The organism is Erwinia sp. PME.40.26/001, from assembly GCF_055556675.1.
This window is the reverse complement of sequence record NZ_JBVHNP010000001.1, coordinates 75,865-92,214: the sequence shown is the minus strand read 5'-3', so window position 1 is coordinate 92,214 and position 16,350 is coordinate 75,865. Positions and strand designations below refer to the sequence as shown.

The 16,350-nt window shown below is 53.1% G+C and carries 22 protein-coding genes; 21 read left to right on the top strand and 1 reads right to left on the bottom strand.

The features are described from left to right. The first annotated feature begins 16 nt into the window (after nt 1-16). The 7 genes from ACZ3HG_RS00515 to ACZ3HG_RS00485 all read left to right on the top strand — a co-directional run bounded on the left by ACZ3HG_RS00515 (nt 17) and on the right by ACZ3HG_RS00485 (nt 3,593). On the top strand, nt 17-637 hold the full coding sequence (locus tag ACZ3HG_RS00515; protein WP_465331319.1) for a hypothetical protein: 621 nt from the start codon (nt 17-19) through the stop codon (nt 635-637). A 230-nt stretch (nt 638-867) separates the two neighbouring features. After that, nucleotides 868-1,137, top strand: coding sequence for a DUF5405 family protein (locus ACZ3HG_RS00510; RefSeq protein ID WP_465331317.1), 270 nt, complete (start codon nt 868-870; stop codon nt 1,135-1,137). Further along, nucleotides 1,134-1,322 (top strand): hypothetical protein, encoded by a 189-nt coding sequence (locus tag ACZ3HG_RS00505; protein WP_465331315.1) that lies wholly within the window; start codon nt 1,134-1,136, stop codon nt 1,320-1,322. Before ACZ3HG_RS00510 ends, ACZ3HG_RS00505 begins: the two co-directional genes overlap by 4 nt. A gap of 171 nt (nt 1,323-1,493) precedes the next feature. Further along, a complete protein-coding gene (locus ACZ3HG_RS00500) occupies nt 1,494-1,718 on the top strand; it encodes a hypothetical protein (RefSeq protein WP_465331313.1) in 225 nt (74 codons plus the stop codon). Then, entirely contained in the window at nt 1,715-1,993 is a 279-nt protein-coding gene (locus tag ACZ3HG_RS00495) for a hypothetical protein (RefSeq protein ID WP_465331311.1), read from the top strand. The genes ACZ3HG_RS00500 and ACZ3HG_RS00495 overlap by 4 nt, the downstream gene beginning before the upstream one ends. Before the next feature lie 28 nt (nt 1,994-2,021). After that, complete coding sequence (gene xisR, locus ACZ3HG_RS00490) at nt 2,022-2,279, top strand: excisionase family protein (protein ID WP_048918575.1); 258 nt, start codon at nt 2,022-2,024, stop codon at nt 2,277-2,279. Nucleotides 2,280-2,312: 33 nt separating this feature from the next. Next, nucleotides 2,313-3,593, top strand: a complete 1,281-nt coding sequence (locus ACZ3HG_RS00485) for a tyrosine-type recombinase/integrase (RefSeq protein ID WP_465331309.1) — start codon at nt 2,313-2,315, stop codon at nt 3,591-3,593. A 35-nt stretch (nt 3,594-3,628) separates the two neighbouring features. Here the strand turns inward: ACZ3HG_RS00485 and fliE are convergent, their stop codons facing one another. Next, nucleotides 3,629-3,943, bottom strand: a complete 315-nt coding sequence (gene fliE, locus ACZ3HG_RS00480) for a flagellar hook-basal body complex protein FliE (protein WP_191933148.1) — start codon at nt 3,941-3,943, stop codon at nt 3,629-3,631. Between the two features lie 240 nt (nt 3,944-4,183). Between fliE and fliF the strand changes: the two genes are divergently transcribed. The 14 genes from fliF to rcsA all read left to right on the top strand — a co-directional run bounded on the left by fliF (nt 4,184) and on the right by rcsA (nt 16,301). Then, entirely contained in the window at nt 4,184-5,926 is a 1,743-nt protein-coding gene (fliF, locus tag ACZ3HG_RS00475) for a flagellar basal-body MS-ring/collar protein FliF (protein ID WP_191933149.1), read from the top strand. Next, nucleotides 5,923-6,915, top strand: a complete 993-nt coding sequence (gene fliG, locus ACZ3HG_RS00470) for a flagellar motor switch protein FliG (protein WP_062743693.1) — start codon at nt 5,923-5,925, stop codon at nt 6,913-6,915. Before fliF ends, fliG begins: the two co-directional genes overlap by 4 nt. Continuing rightward, nucleotides 6,908-7,597 carry a flagellar assembly protein FliH gene (gene fliH, locus ACZ3HG_RS00465; RefSeq protein WP_191933150.1) on the top strand — a complete coding sequence of 230 codons (690 nt, stop codon included), beginning with the start codon at nt 6,908-6,910 and terminating at the stop codon, nt 7,595-7,597. The genes fliG and fliH overlap by 8 nt, the downstream gene beginning before the upstream one ends. After that, complete coding sequence (fliI, locus tag ACZ3HG_RS00460) at nt 7,597-8,958, top strand: flagellar protein export ATPase FliI (RefSeq protein ID WP_062743695.1); 1,362 nt, start codon at nt 7,597-7,599, stop codon at nt 8,956-8,958. The genes fliH and fliI overlap by 1 nt, the downstream gene beginning before the upstream one ends. Before the next feature lie 58 nt (nt 8,959-9,016). Continuing rightward, nucleotides 9,017-9,463: a flagellar export protein FliJ gene (fliJ, locus tag ACZ3HG_RS00455; protein WP_137268853.1), complete on the top strand. Its 447-nt coding sequence runs from the start codon at nt 9,017-9,019 to the stop codon at nt 9,461-9,463. Further along, complete coding sequence (locus tag ACZ3HG_RS00450; RefSeq protein ID WP_465331306.1) at nt 9,460-10,773, top strand: flagellar hook-length control protein FliK; 1,314 nt, start codon at nt 9,460-9,462, stop codon at nt 10,771-10,773. Before fliJ ends, ACZ3HG_RS00450 begins: the two co-directional genes overlap by 4 nt. A gap of 149 nt (nt 10,774-10,922) precedes the next feature. Then, a complete protein-coding gene (fliL, locus tag ACZ3HG_RS00445) occupies nt 10,923-11,405 on the top strand; it encodes a flagellar basal body-associated protein FliL (protein ID WP_062743698.1) in 483 nt (160 codons plus the stop codon). Nucleotides 11,406-11,414: 9 nt separating this feature from the next. After that, complete coding sequence (fliM, locus tag ACZ3HG_RS00440) at nt 11,415-12,422, top strand: flagellar motor switch protein FliM (protein WP_062743699.1); 1,008 nt, start codon at nt 11,415-11,417, stop codon at nt 12,420-12,422. Further along, entirely contained in the window at nt 12,415-12,816 is a 402-nt protein-coding gene (gene fliN / locus ACZ3HG_RS00435; protein WP_062743700.1) for a flagellar motor switch protein FliN, read from the top strand. Before fliM ends, fliN begins: the two co-directional genes overlap by 8 nt. Continuing rightward, nucleotides 12,817-13,206: a flagellar biosynthetic protein FliO gene (gene fliO / locus ACZ3HG_RS00430; protein ID WP_191937267.1), complete on the top strand. Its 390-nt coding sequence runs from the start codon at nt 12,817-12,819 to the stop codon at nt 13,204-13,206. Beyond that, entirely contained in the window at nt 13,203-13,940 is a 738-nt protein-coding gene (gene fliP, locus ACZ3HG_RS00425; protein WP_191933153.1) for a flagellar type III secretion system pore protein FliP, read from the top strand. The genes fliO and fliP overlap by 4 nt, the downstream gene beginning before the upstream one ends. Before the next feature lie 15 nt (nt 13,941-13,955). Further along, entirely contained in the window at nt 13,956-14,225 is a 270-nt protein-coding gene (gene fliQ / locus ACZ3HG_RS00420) for a flagellar biosynthesis protein FliQ (RefSeq protein ID WP_191933154.1), read from the top strand. After that, entirely contained in the window at nt 14,225-15,010 is a 786-nt protein-coding gene (fliR, locus tag ACZ3HG_RS00415) for a flagellar biosynthetic protein FliR (protein WP_191933155.1), read from the top strand. The genes fliQ and fliR overlap by 1 nt, the downstream gene beginning before the upstream one ends. A 655-nt stretch (nt 15,011-15,665) precedes the next feature. After that, nucleotides 15,666-16,301, top strand: a complete 636-nt coding sequence (gene rcsA / locus ACZ3HG_RS00410; RefSeq protein ID WP_191933156.1) for a transcriptional regulator RcsA — start codon at nt 15,666-15,668, stop codon at nt 16,299-16,301. Nucleotides 16,302-16,350 lie beyond the last annotated feature (49 nt).

Here is a 16,350-nt window from a genome sequence, read left to right as displayed (position 1 = left end):
GTAGGAATGGAGGTTATTGGCTGGCTATGTCGTGGCAGAAAAAATCAAAGTGGAAATATTTCTCTTTTTGGTGCGACGGGGCGAGGCGGTCGATCTGGTTAGGTCATTTTGTAATCGAATGGTGGTGGGCATGAATATTAAAGAAATTATCGACCAAATCGGCGGGCGGGATCGGCTGGATGCGTTGATTGACGACGAGGATTGCCGCGTCACAGTAGTAGAACAGGAGTTGTTGGCTCAGATCGCGCTGGCGGTACTGGATGCGAAGCCTGTTGCATTTACTGACGACGAGGGGCTGAGAAATGTTAAAAACGGCACTTTTGGCGAGATGTTTAACGGCGATTACATCGATAAATTTGATGGGCAGTGGTTGGGTGTATACCTCACGCCTCCAGCGGCCAGCGTGCCGGATGTAACCTTTGACCCGGCTAAACCCGGATCGGAAGCGACAGTCATCACTCACTATTTCACGCCTGCGGGCTGGAAGCTGGTTCCTGTTATTCCGACATGGAGCATGCTTTCCGCTGATGGATGTAGCAAACATCACAATGGTCAGGAATGCTCGCACCACGAAAACCGCAAGAGAATATGGAGCGCAATGCTTGCAGCAGCGCCAGCGCCGGGAGGTGAGCAGTGAGCCGCGGAATGTATGCGCTATTAGTAGCGCTTCCAGCATTATTGATTTGCCGACAAGTTGGTATGACGGCAAAGAAAATAGAGATTGCTGCCTGTAAATTGCGCCTGAAGTGCGCGAGAAAGATGCGGCGAGTTGTTGCTAATGCGCCACCACCCGAACAGTAATCCAGCCCACAAAAACCACAGTCGCTAATGCGGCTTTTTTTACGCCTGGACAACGGAGAAATCCACATGAAAATCACAATTGACGAACGTTTTATCATCGAAGGTAACGCCCATGACTTCATCCTTTCTGAGCTGCGCACAGTAACCCGTGGTGATACCGCAGGCCAGCAGACAAAGGTGCGTCTTGGCTACTTCTCTAAAATCGACCAGTTAATCCGGGCGCTCATCACGCATGACGTTAAGCAGTCAGACGTACAGAGCATCCAAGCCATGCAGCAGCATATTGAACGCCTCGCGCTGCAGTGTGAGAAAGCATTTAGCGAGGTGGCAGCATGAATTTTGCGGATCCAATTGACGAAGCAGCAGCCCGAGAGCAGCAGCTGATTGAAGTGGCACTGGCTAATCGTAAGTCACGGGAGCCGCCATCGCCGGTATGTCGTAACGCAGATTGTGGCGAGCCATCTCAGCCCGGCACAAGCTACTGCTGTGCTGAGTGTCGCGAAGATGACGAGAAGTGGTAGCGGGCCATTCAGCAGCGGAGGGTTGCATGACTGAATCAGAAAAATCATTCGAAGCTTACATGAGCGAAGAAATCACATACGCCGGAGTGACGGGCACGCGCTGCGTTATCTGGAGTATTCCTCGCTGCGTTCTGGCGCGGCAGGTGTGGTCTGATTGTATGGAGAGGCAGAATGTCGCCAGCACAGGAAAATGCACTACGGTCAGTGGCGAAAAATTGCCGGGCTGAAATCATCAAAGCAACTGCCGGCCAACCGATATCTGAGAAAGACCGCATCACTACCCTTCTGTTAGATAAATTCACTAAACAAATAACCGCCCTGCCGCCTGGTAAGTTCCGGCCTAGAGACTGGCTGGCTTACTACGTGCGCGTGGTGGACAAGGAGATAAAGCAGTGAAATTAACATCTTTAAAGCCAGGAATGGTCGTCTACGACGTGCAACGACATCGCATGGGCAACACAACATTGATTACCCACTCTGTGTATAAAGTGGAGATTTTCGAAGTTCACGACAACCACATTGTCGCTTCATGGAATGGAAACCCGCGACAAAAGTTTTTCGAATCAGGAGTGGAAAAGTTTAGGAAAAATGAACCTGTCATGATTCGTTCAGCTATGGGGTGTGCCCGGCCGGCCACTCGTGCAGAAAAAGAAGAGCTCAAATCTAAGTAACCCCCCATCTATCTACTGAGGTAACAACATGGAAAACGTAATCCAGCTCGTTCCGAGTGACTGGGTCACTGAAGATTTGCTGATCGCTACTACCGGGTTACGGCCCGGGACCATAAAGCGCGCGCGTGAAAACGCCTGGCTTCAGGGGCGGGAGTATCTGCTCTTCTCACCTGTGGGTGAGCCAAAACCAAACAGTGAGTGCATGTACAACAGAAAGGCGATTGATTTGTGGATCGGCCAGCAGGCAAAAAAACAGCCTGGTGCTTTGCCGAGGAAAACAGCATAACCTGACTGCCCTTATTGGACTATGGAGGTTTAAATGAAGGTGAATTATCCGACAGGAGTTGAAAACCATGGAGGGTTTTTGCGTATCTGGTTCATGTATCAGGGGCAGAGGGTACGCGAAGGATTGGGGGTTTCAGACACAGCTAAAAACAGGAAGGCGGCGGGAGAGCTTCGGGCGAGTGTGGCGTATTCGATTAAAGTTGGCACATTTGATTACGCCAGGCAGTTTCCAGACTCATCAAACCTGACCAAATTCGGTGTTGCGCGGGAGGAGTTGACCGTGGGGGAATTGGCGGCGAAGTGGCTTGCAATAAAGGAAACTGAGATCTCGAAGAACTCCCACGACTCCTACACAACAAGGGTAAAAACGTCTATTTCTTTGCTTGGTGAGAATAAGATGGTTTCTGGGTTACGTTCGGAGAGCATGCAGGCACTCCGAACATGCCTTCTGAAAGGAAGCTTTACGCAGGGAAGGAATAACGCCGTCACTAAGACTGGGAGGTCTGTGGCGTACGTAAACACGTGCATGACTGATATGTTCTCAATGCTGAAATTCGCCCATGATAACGGATATATTGAGCGAAACCCTATGGCTGCTATTGGCAGGCTGAAGAGAGACAAGAAGAGGCCAGACCCGATAGAAAGAGATGAATTTCATCGCCTCATTGACTCAATGAAAACGCGGCAGCTTCGTAATTTCTGGTCACTGGCAGTCTACACAGGCCTGCGTCACGGTGAGCTATGCGCTCTGGCGTGGGAAGATATCGATCTGAAGAAATGGACTCTCAATGTAAGCAGAAATCTTACAAAGAAAGGTGACTTTACACCGCCCAAAACTGATGCAGGATTCCGAAGCGTGTATCTGATTGAGGCAGCTAGAAATGTCATTCGGGATCAGATGGAACTCACCAGGATGAAGAAGTCAATTTTAGTCCAGGTTTCCGGGCGCGAATACGGGAAAGCGGAAAGCGAAGAGTTAACTTTCATCTTCAATCCGAAAATAAACGCCATTAATAACGTCAGTAATGATTACTACGCAGTATCATCTATTTCTCAGACATGGCGGGCAGGCATGATCAAAGCAGGATTGAGATTGCGCAAAGCGTACCAGTCCCGACACACTTATGCGTGCTGGTCCCTGTCAGCTGGAGCAAATCCAAACTTCATAGCAAGCCAGATGGGTCATGCCGACGCACAGATGGTCTATCAGGTTTATGGGGCGTGGATGGCCGAAAATGATGATGCGCAATTAAGCCTGATGAACTCGAAATTGAACGAGTTTGCCCCACTGATGCCCCAAAGCCACACAGGATAGTAACTTAACCTATAAAATACAGTTAGTTGCCTAACCTAAACCTGCATATTCATGATGTCGCTGTACGCACTGACCAGCTTGTTACGCACCTGGATCCCCATCTGCATGGAGACGCTGGACTTCTGCATATCAACCATAACGTCATTCAGCGAGACGCCCTCTTTACCCATCTGGAAATTTTGTGCCTGCGCACGTGATTCCGTCTGTACTTCACTGATCTTGTTCAGGGCTGCTTTCAGCTCTGCCCCAAAATCTGCGCCGGACGTACTGTCTGCGCCCTTGCCACCCGCCGCCTGCATTGCCGTGGTCTGCAGCGCCTGCATCACACTTTCAATACCCTGAATAGCCATGAATTCCCCCGAACGAACGATGTAGTGATTACGATTGCTGACAAACTTAACACAATGTCAATAAGACAAAGCCCCTAAATAGCCGCATAAATCACAGCTTATCCAGCCATCGATTTTCTCGTTTCAGAAAATAATGGCAGTCCATTGAGGTGGAAATTTTTTAAGCCAGCGCATCAGGGAGTCAGTTTTGTTACGACACTACACGCAGCAGTCCGGTCAACTGTCAGGCAGGAACGAGTCATGAATGCAACTGTCACGCAGGATAATCCAGAGAAGAAAGGTCTGAATGACCTGTTCGCTCGCCTACGCGCAAACCCCCGCATCCCGATTATTGTCGCGGCGGCCGCGGTTGTTGCCATCATCATTGCGATGGTGCTGTGGGCTAAGCAGCCAGATTATCGCGTTCTTTTTAGCAACCTCAGCAATGAGGATGGCGGTACTATCGTCACGCAGCTGACCCAGATGAACGTACCTTATAAGTTCGACGATCAGGGTGGTGCGCTGTTAGTTCCTGCCGCACAGGTACACGAGCTGCGTCTGCGCCTCGCTTCACAGGGCTTACCGAAAGGTGGCGCGGTGGGCTTTGAGCTGCTGGATAAAGAGAAGTTTGGTATCAGCCAGTTTAGCGAACAGATTAACTACCAGCGTGCGCTGGAAGGTGAACTGTCACGCACTATCGAAACGCTCGGCCCGGTGAAGAGTGCCCGCGTCCACCTGGCCATGCCGAAACCCACGCTGTTCGTGCGCGAACAGAAATCACCTTCTGCCTCCGTAACCCTGGCCCTGCAGCCGGGTCGTGCGCTTGATGAAGGCCAGATCAACGCGGTTGTGCATATGGTGTCCAGCAGCGTCGCGGGGATGCCCCCGGGTAATGTGACCGTCGTTGACCAGGCCGGTCGCCTGCTGACTCAGAACGATCCAACCGGGCGTGACCTCAATGACACCCAGTTAAAATACGCCAACGATGTGGAAACACGTTATCAGCAGCGTATCGAAACCATCCTCGGCCCGATTGTTGGTAACGGTAACGTTCATGCCCAGGTCACCGCGCAGATCGACTTTAACAAGCGTGAGCAGACGGACGAGCAGTACAAACCCAACAGCAATCCTGACCAGCAGGCCATTCGCTCACGCCAGACCAGCGACAGCGAACAACTGGGTGGTCAATACCCTGGCGGCGTTCCGGGTGCCCTGTCAAACCAGCCGGCTCCGGCGAATGCAGGTCCGATTACCACGCCAAATAACAATGCGAACACTGCCAACGCAAATAATGCAAATGGCGCGGCGGGCGCGAATACAGCAAATAACGCTGCGGCGAATGCCGCGACGTCGACGGCACAGAAAGCCGTACCGTCCAATACCCGCAGCGACAACACCACGAACTATGAAGTTAACCGCACCATCCTGCATACCAAGATGAATGTTGGAGAAGTGCAGCGTCTGTCGGTGGCCGTAGTCGTGAACTACCGTACGGATGCCGCCGGCAAGCCGGTGGCACTGAATGAAGCACAGATTAAACAGATTGAAGACCTGACCCGTGAAGCGATGGGCTTCTCAGAACAGCGTGGAGACAGCCTGAACGTCGTCAACTCGCCGTTTACCGCCAACGAAGACCTGGCTGATGACCTGCCATTCTGGAAACAGCCGGCATTTATCGAACAGATGTTTGAAGCGGGCCGCTGGTTACTGGTGCTGATTGTCGCCTTCATCCTGTATCGCAAACTGGTTCGCCCTCAGCTGCGTCGCCGGGCTGAGCAGGAGAAAGCAGCGCTTGAAGCGGCATCGGTGGCTGCGGCACGTCGCGCTGAAGATGAAGAGTCCGGTATCTCCGTCAAGCTGTCGAAAGATGAACTTGATCAGGAACGTAAATCTCAGCACCGCATGAGTGCTGAGGTCATGAGCCAGCGTATTCGTGAGATGTCAGAAAATGACCCACGCGTTGTCGCTCTGGTTATTCGCCAGTGGATGAAGGACGAACTATGAGTCTCACCGGTACTGAAAAAAGCGCCATTCTGATGATGACGATTGGCGAAGATCGCGCGGCCGAGGTGTTCAAACACCTCGACTCCCGCGAGGTGCAGCATCTCAGCTCTGCCATCTCCAACATGCGTCAGGTGTCTCATAAGCAGCTGACCGACGTGCTGCGCGAATTTGAAATTGATGCGGAACAGTATGCGGCCCTGAGCCTGAATTCCAATGACTACCTGCGTTCCGTGCTGATCAAGGCGCTGGGCGAAGAGAAAGCCTCCACCCTGCTGGAAGATATTCTCGAAACGCGCGAAACCACCTCCGGGATGGACACGCTTAACTTTATGGAACCTCAGGCGGCTGCCGACCTGATCCGCGACGAACATCCACAGATCATCGCCACCATCCTGGTTCACCTCAAGCGTGGCCAGGCGGCCGATATTCTGGCCCAGTTCGACGAGCGTCTGCGTCACGACGTGATGCTGCGTATTGCCACCTTCGGCGGCGTACAGCCAGCCGCGCTGGCAGAACTGACCGAAGTGCTCAACGGCCTGCTGGATGGTCAGAATCTCAAGCGTGCGAAGATGGGCGGTGTACGTACCGCAGCCGAGATTATCAACCTGATGAAAACACAGCAGGAAGAAGCGGTTATCGAAGCGGTTCGCGAGTTCGACGGCGAGCTGGCACAAAAAATCATCGACGAAATGTTCCTGTTCGAAAACCTTGTCGAAGTGGACGATCGCAGCATTCAGCGCCTGTTGCAGGAAGTGGAATCCGAATCACTGCTGGTGGCACTGAAAGGCTCCGAACAGCCTCTGCGCGAGAAGTTCCTGCGCAATATGTCGCAGCGTGCGGCCGATATTCTGCGCGACGACCTCGCCAACCGTGGTCCGATGCGTATGTCTGCAGTCGAAAACGAACAGAAAGCGATTCTGTTGATTGTCCGTCGTCTGGCCGAAAGTGGCGAGATGGTGATTGGTGGCAGCGAGGAAACTTATGTCTGATAACGCTTCCCTGCCCTGGCAGCGCTGGCAGCCCAACGATCTGGCGAGCCTGGACCGGCCGCTGATCGAAGAGCTGGTGTTACCCGACGTCACGGAAGAGCCGGTTGATGAGCAGCAGTTTCAGTTAGAACAGCTTCAGGCCCAGGTGCGCAATGAAGCCCAGGGTCTGGGCTATGCGGAAGGCCAGCAGCGCGGTTTTGCTGAAGGCCAGAAGGCCGGCTACGACGCCGGATTCCAGCAGGGACTGGCTGATGCCCAGCAGCAGCAGGCGCCTTTACAGGCGCGGATGCAGCAGCTCGTTTCAGAATTTCATCACACGCTGGAAGCGCTGGACAGCGTTATCGCTTCCCGCCTGATGCAGCTGGCACTGGAGGCGGCCCGCCAGGTGATCGGCCAGGCCCCGCACGTCGATGGTACCGCCCTGCACCGTCAGATTCAGGGCATGCTGCAGCAGGAGCCCATGTTCAGCGGCAAACCAACGCTGCGCGTCCATCCCGACGATCTGCCGCGCGTGGAAACCACGCTGGGCGCCACGCTCAGTCTGCACGGCTGGCGTCTGCTGGGTGACAGCACCATCCATCCCGGCGGCTGCAAGGTCAGCGCCGAGGATGGCGATCTGGATGCCAGTATTGCAACCCGCTGGCACGAACTGTGCCGCCTGGCCGCACCGGGAGAATTGTAATGACCACTCGCCTGTCGCGCTGGCTTGGTGTACTCGACAATTTCGAAAAGCGTCTGGCTCAGGTGCCGGACGTCCGTCGTTATGGTCGCCTGATCCGCGCTACCGGCCTGGTACTGGAAGCCACGGGCTTACAGCTGCCGCTGGGTGCCACCTGCGTCATTGAACGTCACGACAGCCAGGGCGTCAGTGAAGTCGAAAGTGAAGTAGTCGGTTTTAACGGCCAGAAACTGCTGCTGATGCCGCTGGAAGAGGTCGAAGGGATCCTGCCCGGTGCCCGCGTCTATGCGCGAATTGCAGGCGATAAGCAGAACAGCGGTAAGCAGATGATGCTAGGGCCGGAGCTGCTCGGACGCGTGCTGGACGGCAGCGGACGTCCGCTGGACGGCCTGCCTGCACCGGAAACCGGCTATCGTGCGCCGCTGAATACGCCACCGTTTAACCCGTTACAGCGTACCCCTATTACGGACGTTCTCGATACCGGTGTGCGGGCAATCAATGCCCTGCTGACCGTCGGACGTGGCCAGCGCATGGGCCTGTTTGCAGGCTCTGGGGTCGGGAAAAGTGTGCTGCTGGGCATGATGGCCCGCTACACCAAAGCCGATGTGATTGTTGTGGGCCTGATCGGTGAGCGTGGCCGTGAAGTAAAAGACTTTATCGAGAATATTCTCGGTACAGAGGGACGCGCCCGTTCGGTGGTCATTGCCGCACCGGCCGATGTCTCTCCTTTATTACGTATGCAGGGAGCATCTTACGCCACACGTATTGCCGAAGATTTTCGCGATCGCGGTCAGCATGTCCTGCTGATTATGGACTCCCTGACCCGTTACGCCATGGCCCAGCGTGAAATTGCGCTGGCTATCGGTGAACCTCCGGCGACCAAAGGCTATCCACCGTCTGTGTTTGCCAAACTGCCGGCACTGGTGGAGCGCGCCGGGAACGGTATCGACGGCGGCGGCTCGATTACCGCTTTCTATACCGTGCTGACCGAAGGGGATGACCAGCAGGATCCGATCGCTGACTCCGCGCGCGCCATTCTGGACGGTCATATCGTTCTTTCCCGCCGTCTGGCGGAATCCGGTCACTATCCGGCCATTGATATTGAAGCCTCGATCAGCCGCGTAATGGCGCACCTGATCGATGATACCCACTACGCGCGGGTTCGCCAGTTTAAGCAGCTACTGTCCAGCTACCAGCGTAACCGCGATCTGGTCAGCGTGGGGGCCTATGCGGCGGGAACCGATCCAACGTTGGATAAAGCCATCAAGCTGTATCCCGAGCTGGAAGCGTTTCTGCAGCAAGGTATGTTTGAGCGCAGTACCTTCGACGACGCCAGCCTGCATCTGCAGGCCATTTTTGGATAAGTTTCATCTGACAACGCATCACGCCCTGCTGTGTGACGCCGCCTGACTGGAGGGCTTTATGACAAAGACCGTTTCCGCTATCGACACGCTGCGCGACCTTGCGCATAAAGACGTGGAAAAAGCCGCCATTCAGTTGGGTGACGTGCGTCGCGCGCAAAAACAGGCCGATGAGCAGCTGACCATGCTGCTTAATTATCAGGATGAATACCGTAAAAATCTCAATACCACCATGAGCGAAGGGATCGCCAGCACCCGCTGGTACAACTATCACCAGTTTATTCAGACGCTGGAAAACGCGATTGAGCAGCATCGCCAGCAGCTGCTGCACTGGAACACCCGGGTGGAGAACGCGCTGCGCCTGTGGCGCGACAAACAGCAGCGGCTGCATGCCTACGAGACTTTGCAGTCCCGTGCCCTTGCGACCGCTCTCTTACAAGAAAACCGTCTCGATCAGAAACGGAATGATGAATTTGCCCAACGGGCATCACTGAGGAAAGGCGAATGATTACCTTACCAACGGCCGCCACGACAGCGGCCAGCGCCGGCGCTAAAAGTACACCTTCCACTGGCGAGGCCCGTGAAGGCGACCTGACCAGCACCGGCGGCGATGCACTTTCTACCGGTGAGACCTCACAGCAGGGATTTATCACCCTGCTGGGTAACCACCTTTTATCGCTGGCCCAACAGGGCGGCACCGCCGGGGTGAAAGTCGACGCCGGTGAGGCTCTGACAGAGACCGGGGGAAAAACGGCGAAAAAGCCGGGGATCGGCGATCTGCTGGCAGCCCTGGATAAACCTGAAACCCTCACCGCCCTGCTTCAGCCTCAGCAGGAGCGCGTCAACACAAAAGACGACGTCGCCAGCGATGAGAAAGATGCCCCGGCCGTGAGCCTCAGCGACAGCGACCTGCAGACGCTTCAGGCACTTTACGCCATGCTACCGAATAATACGGTAGTACCGACGGCCAGCTCCGCCGCAAAAAGCAGTGACCTGCTCTCCAGCGGTCTGAATAAAAGTGAAAAACAGTCAACGCTGAGTGCGTTAAGCGCTGCCCTGGGGAAAGTAACCGCTGAAGAAGGGGATGATACTGACGCAAGGTCAAAAAACAGCGATAGCGGGCTTTTGGTTTCAGTTAACGCAAAATCTTCTGAGGGCACGGCGGCGGTTAAGGGGTCAGTCAATCCTGCTGCTGCCAGTATCGACCCGGCTTTTCAGCAGGTTATGAGCAATATCAGCAAAGATTTCGATAAAGAAAATTCAAGTTCTGTGCCTGCGGCGACGATAACCAATAATGTGATCAGTACCGCGTCTTCATTACTGACTCCGACGACAACGTCGGTGGTAAGTGCACCGGCCACCCCCATGCTGAATTCTCAGCTGGGGAGTCCGGAATGGCAGCAGGCACTGGGACAACAGATCCTGATGTTCAGCCGCAACGGGCAGCAAACCGCCGAGTTGCATCTGCATCCGCAGGACCTGGGCAGCATCCAGATCAGCCTGAAACTGGATAATGACCAGGCCCAGCTGAGTATGGTGTCAAACCACAGCCAGGTCAGGGCAGCACTGGAGGCAGCGATGCCTCAGCTGCGTGCCTCTCTGGCAGAAAGTGGCATCAACCTGGGTCAAAGTAATGTCAGTAGCGATGCCTTCCAGCAGGGTCAGTCCTTTAACGGCCAGCAGGAACAGCAGCGCAATAACAACGGAAGCCCGTTTAGTCTTGCTAATGAAAATGACAGTGATGTGACGCCAATTGCCGTTCCTGCCGCCCTGCAGGCGCGCGCAGCCGGTGCCAATGCTGTTGATATTTTCGCCTGACGGCAACAAACGCGTAAGCTGATGGCAAAACTCGCGTCTTTTCTGCCTATTGTTTGGCGCAAGACAAGGGATAATTTGCTCATAACGCCGTGGGACAGTGGATTACGTGGCACCGCCCCCGAAAATAATCACAGGAAGTTACAGCTAATATGACTGATAACGCTAAAGCCAAAAGCGGCAAACGTAAGCTCCTGATACCGGTGTTACTTATCGTGACTCTGGTCGCTTGCAGCGTGGCGGGCTATACAGTCTGGCGCATGATGAAAACTCCGGCAGATGCCGCTGCGGCAGCCAAGCCGGAGCCACCACCTGTGCCGGTGTTTTTTGCTCTGGATACTTTTACGGTTAACTTGATCAATCCTGACAACGATCCGGATCGCGTGCTTTACGTAGGATTTACCCTGCGTTTGCCGGACGAAGAGACCCGTCGTCGGATGAATGATTATCTGCCGGAAGTCCGTAGTCGTCTGCTGCTGTTGCTTTCGCGTCAAAGTGCCTCGGCGTTAGCGAATGAGCAAGGTAAGCAGGAATTAATGAAACAGATAAAACAGGTACTGGCACCTCCGCTGGTGCAGGGACAACCACAGCAGGTCGTGACGGATGTTCTTTTCACGGCCTTCATACTGCGGTGATGTAAATTTATGGGCGATAGCATTCTTTCTCAGGCAGAAATTGACGCACTACTCAATGGCGACAGCGATAGTGCGACAGAAGATAAGGTCAGTAGCGGCGGCGAAAGCGATATTCGCCCCTATGATCCCAATACGCAGCGCCGCGTGGTTCGTGAGCGTCTGCAGGCTCTGGAGATCATTAACGAACGTTTTGCGCGTTCTTATCGTATGGCGCTGTTCAACCTGCTGCGCCGCAGCCCGGATATTTCGGTCGGCGCGATTAAGATTCAGCCATACCATGAGTTCGCCCGCAATTTGCCGGTGCCAACTAACCTTAACCTTATCCACCTCAAGCCGCTGCGTGGCACGGCGCTGGTGGTATTCTCGCCGAGTCTGGTGTTTATCGCCGTAGATAACCTGTTTGGTGGTGACGGCCGTTTCCCGACGAAAGTTGAGGGACGCGAATTCACCCACACCGAGCAACGCGTCATCCGCCGTATGCTGAAGCTGGCACTCGACGGCTACAGCGATGCCTGGAAACCTATCTATCCGCTGGATGTGGAATACGTCCGTTCAGAGATGCAGGTGAAATTCACCAACATCACCACCTCACCTAACGATATCGTGGTCACCACGCCGTTCCAGGTTGAGATTGGTAACCTGACGGGCGAGTTTAATATCTGTATCCCTTTCAGCATGATCGAACCGCTGCGTGAAACGCTGGTTAACCCGCCGCTGGAAAACTCACGTAGCGAAGATGAAAACTGGCGTGACACGCTGGTCAAACAGGTTCAGCACTCAGAGCTGGAGCTGGTGGCTAATTTTGCCGAAGTGTCGATGAGAATTTCACGTCTGCTGGCCCTGAAGCCAGGCGACGTATTACCGATTGAAAAACCGGACCGCATCATCGCCCATGTGGATGGCGTGCCGGTGTTGACCAGCCAGTACGGAACGCTGAATAAGCAGTACGCTCTGCGCGTGGAACACCTGATCAACCCGATTTTGAATTCGCTGAATGAGGAACAGCCCGATGAGTGATACGAATAAGCCGTCCGACGACGACATCTCTGCGGACGACCTGTGGGCTGACGCAATGAACGAACAGGTAAAGTCGACCTCCACTGAAGGCGTTTTTAAATCGCTGGATTTGGGTGATGTCTCCGGTTCTGTGCAGGATATCGATATGATTATGGATATCCCGGTCAAACTGACCGTTGAACTGGGCCGCACGAAAATGACCATCAAAGAGCTGCTGCGTCTGTCGCAGGGTTCCGTGGTGGCGCTGGACGGATTAGCGGGTGAGCCGCTGGATATCCTGATCAACGGTTATCTTATTGCTCAGGGTGAAGTAGTGGTCGTTGCCGATAAGTATGGCGTGCGCATTACTGACATTATCACCCCGACTGAACGTATGCGTCGTCTGAGTCGCTAAATGAATACCACCCAGCATCAGCCGGTCACTACCGCACCGGCCATTTCTACCGGCTCCATGCTCACCCAGGTGAGCGGTGTGCTGGCGGCGATTATTATCCTTATTCTCGCCTGTGCCTGGCTGGCAAAACGGCTGGGCTTTGCCTCACGCCGCAGCGGTAGCCAGACGCTGAATATCAGTGCAAGCTGCTCGCTGGGACAGCGTGAACGCGTGGTGATTGTCGATGTTGACAATGCGCGTCTGGTGCTGGGCGTCACCGCCCAGCAGATCACTCATCTGCATACCCTGCCCGCCAGCCCCGAGCCAGCCGTCACTGACGCCACTGAGCCTAAGCCCGATTTCCGTCAGGTTCTGCAGTCATTAATGAAAAGCACCGGAAAGAAAAAATGAAACGCATCCTTCCACTGCTGCTGCTCGGTCTGCTGATGCTGGCTCCCGACGTTTATGCCCAGCTGCCGGGCCTGGTCAGTAAACCGATGCCAGGCGGTGGCCAGAGCTGGTCACTGCCGGTACAGACGCTGGTGTTCATTACCTCACTGACGTTCCTCCCGGCCATTTTGCTGATGATGACCAGTTTTACCCGCATCATTATCGTTTTTGGTCTACTACGTAATGCCCTGGGCACGCCGTCAGCACCGCCGAACCAGGTCCTGCTGGGTCTGTCGCTGTTCCTGACCTTCTTTATTATGAGCCCGGTGTTCGACAAAATTTATACCGATGCTTATCTGCCGTTCAGTGAAGATAAGATCAGCATGCAGGATGCCATCGAAAAAGGGGCCCAGCCGCTGCGCGAATTTATGCTGCGTCAGACCCGTGAAGCCGATCTGGCACTGTTTGCCCGCCTGGCCAACACGCCGCCGATTGCCGGTCCGGAAGCGGTGCCGATGCGTATTCTGCTGCCCGCCTATGTCACCAGTGAGCTGAAAACTGCTTTCCAGATTGGTTTTACCGTTTTTATTCCTTTCCTGATTATCGACCTGGTGGTAGCCAGCGTGCTGATGGCACTGGGAATGATGATGGTGCCGCCGGCGACCATATCCCTGCCCTTTAAGCTAATGCTGTTTGTGTTAGTGGACGGCTGGCAGTTACTGGTCGGTTCGCTGGCCCAGAGCTTTTATTCCTGACGCGGAGCCACAACAATGACACCTGAATCGGTAATGGTAATGGGGCACGAGGCCATGAAAATTGCCCTGGCGCTGGCCGCCCCGCTGCTGCTGGCAGCCCTGGTCAGCGGGTTGTTAATCAGCCTGCTGCAGGCCGCAACTCAGATCAACGAACAGACACTCTCCTTTATCCCTAAGATCCTCGCTGTGGTCACCACCATCGTGATTGCCGGTCCGTGGATGCTGAGTCTGGTACTCGACTATATGCGTACCCTGTTCAGTAACCTGCCTTATATGATCGGATAATGATTCTTTTTGACAGTAGTCAACTGCTGTTCTGGATCAGTCAGTTATTCTGGCCCCTCGCCCGCGTGCTGGCGCTGATCATGACCGCGCCGATACTCAGTGAAAAAGCGATCAGCCGCAAAGTCAAAATAGGCCTGGGGGTGATGATCACCTGGGTACTGGTGCCTTCACTGCCGCCGACGACGGTCACGCTGTTTTCCGTGGGCGGTTTCTGGCTGCTGATACAGCAAATACTGATTGGTATGGCAATCGGTTTTACCATGCAGTTTGCCTTTGCTGCGGTGCGTACGGCGGGGGAAGTGATTGGTTTGCAGATGGGACTTTCGTTTGCGACCTTCTTTGATCCCGGCAGCCGTCTGAACATGCCGGTGCTGGCCCGTTTTCTGGATATGCTGGCCATGCTGCTGTTTCTGTCGTTCAACGGCCACCTGTGGCTGATCTCAATGGTCGCCGACAGTTTTCATACCTTACCCATCGGTGGGGAACCCCTCAACGGCAATGCGTTTATGGTGCTGACCAAGGCCGCCAGTCTGATTTTCCTTAACGGTATGAGATTAGCGCTACCATTAATCACTTTGCTCCTCACCTTAAACCTGGCCCTGGGTTTGTTAAACCGCGTTTCACCTCAACTCTCTGTTTTTGCCATCGGCTTCCCGGTGACCTTATCAATCGGCATGGTGTTCATCATCCTGATGATGCCTCTGCTGGGGCCCTTCTGTGAACATTTGTTCAGTGAAGTGTTCGATTTACTGGCTACGCTGCTCAGTGAATTACCCGGTAAGTAATCTTACCTATTGCCCACTTTATGCAAAAGCATTGTTAAGCAATCAAAATACATTGGTGTATTTTTCGCCCCATTATTTGCAGAATTTCCTTAAGGAAATTCTGATAAATGCACCGCTGCGATGAAAATTATTCTTATTAAAACCCAGTTAGCGTATTTTAACTCCTCAAACCGATGATTTGTTGCGAAAGAGTTAACGGTCAAAAAACAGTCAACTAGCTGTTTTTTATAGGGATTTTATTTTTCGCGGTTTTTCTTGTTTTAAAATACATTTTGCGGCATTGTCAATGCTCTCCGCAGGCCTACACTTTCGGAGAATGAATGTTTTTAAGAATCGTCCTATCCGAGTTTTCTGATTTCTGCGCGATAGTGTGTCGAAGCAGGCAGAAAGCTGCATTAAATGCTGTTTTAAGTCAGATAAGTAAGCCGAAATCTTGCTTATGTAATGACCGTGGTACTCTGGCAGGTTATCGCCGCGTCCAAACTCAAATTACCTGCCAGCACGGACGAATCAGTACCCTCGCCATCAATGGCAAAGCTTTGCAAACGCTGGGTAAATATAACAAGATCGTGAATACAGAACTCTTGCTCTCGTACCGAACGCGCGTAATTCATCGTTGATTTAAACGGATAACAAATTGGTGAGGGTCGCTATTATGCCAACGATTATTATGGACTCATGTAACTATACACGACTGGGTTTATCTGACTATATGGCAGTGAAAGGGGTTAAAAAGAAAAATATAACCTCAGTAAATGACATAGAGCAGTTACAAATTAAGTGTCAGCAACTACAACCGGGTGTAGTTTTTATTAATGAAGACTGTTTCATCCATGAATCCGATGCAAGCCAGCGAATCAGAAATGTTATTATGCAGCACCCTGATACCCTGTTCTTTATATTCATGGCCATCTCCAATATCCATTTTGAGGAATACCTCTACGTTCGTAAGAATCTGATTATTACGTCAAAATCGATAAAGCCATCAACACTGGATTCACTACTTAGCAGCTATTTTCAAAAAAATCTTAATCTGTCCCCCCGCTATGCTTCGGGCTTTGAGGTACATCCACTGACGCTGAGTCAGACAGAGTCAAACATGCTTAAGATGTGGATGTCAGGCCATGACACCATTCAGATTTCAGATAAGATGCAGATTAAAGCAAAAACAGTGTCATCGCACAAAGGTAATATCAAACGTAAAATAAAAACACACAATAAACAGGTTATTTATCATGTTGTTCGTTTAACTGATAACGTTACCAGCGGTATTTATGTGAATGTAAGATGATTTCTTTGAGAGGCGGGTACCTGCCGGCCTCTCTCCCCTTCTGCAAAAA